Source organism: Fictibacillus nanhaiensis, assembly GCF_023715445.1.
GTDB classification, from domain to species: Bacteria; Bacillota; Bacilli; order Bacillales; family Fictibacillaceae; genus Fictibacillus; species Fictibacillus nanhaiensis_D.
This window is the reverse complement of record NZ_JAMBOD010000035.1, coordinates 1-640: the sequence shown is the minus strand read 5'-3', so window position 1 is coordinate 640 and position 640 is coordinate 1. Positions and strand designations below refer to the sequence as shown.

Here is a 640-nt window from a genome sequence, read left to right as displayed (position 1 = left end):
GAGGTTGATAGGTCTGGTGTGGAAGCGTGGCGACACGTGGAGCTGACAGATACTAATCGGTCGAGGGCTTATCCTTAAAAAAGCATGAAGTTTGGAAACGTCGTATCTAGTTTTGAGAGAACATACTAATGGTTTAAAAAACCATTAAAAAAACTCTTGCAAATTATATATACATAGCGTATAATTTTATCTTGTCGAGATAAAAACTCGCTTTCTGGTCTAGTGATGATGGCGAAGAGGTCACACCCGTTCCCATACCGAACACGGAAGTTAAGCTCTTCAGCGCCGATGGTAGTTGGGGGTCTCCCCCTGTAAGAGTAGGACGTCGCTAGGCTGGATTTTATACGGAGGATTAGCTCAGCTGGGAGAGCACCTGCCTTACAAGCAGGGGGTCGGCGGTTCGATCCCGTCATCCTCCACCATTTACTTACTTGCCGGTTTAGCTCAATTGGTAGAGCAACTGACTTGTAATCAGTAGGTTGGGGGTTCAAGTCCTCTAGCCGGCACCATTTTGCACGAGCCATTAGCTCAGTCGGTAGAGCATCTGACTTTTAATCAGAGGGTCGAAGGTTCGAGTCCTTCATGGCTCACCATTTTCAAATTAATATGCGGGTGTGGCGGAATTGGCAGACGCGCTAGA

At 47.0% G+C, this 640-nt stretch carries 3 tRNA genes and 1 rRNA gene; all 4 read left to right on the top strand.

From position 1 onward, the window contains the following. Window positions 1–218: 218 nt before the first annotated feature. The 4 genes from rrf to M3196_RS21720 all read left to right on the top strand — a co-directional run bounded on the left by rrf (window position 219) and on the right by M3196_RS21720 (window position 593). Window positions 219–334, top strand: a 5S ribosomal RNA gene (rrf, locus tag M3196_RS21735). A 12-nt stretch (window positions 335–346) separates the two neighbouring features. After that, window positions 347–422: transfer RNA gene (locus M3196_RS21730), tRNA-Val, on the top strand. A gap of 11 nt (window positions 423–433) precedes the next feature. Continuing rightward, window positions 434–509, top strand: a tRNA-Thr gene (locus M3196_RS21725). An 8-nt stretch (window positions 510–517) separates the two neighbouring features. Continuing rightward, window positions 518–593: transfer RNA gene (locus M3196_RS21720), tRNA-Lys, on the top strand. Window positions 594–640: the final 47 nt, after the last annotated feature.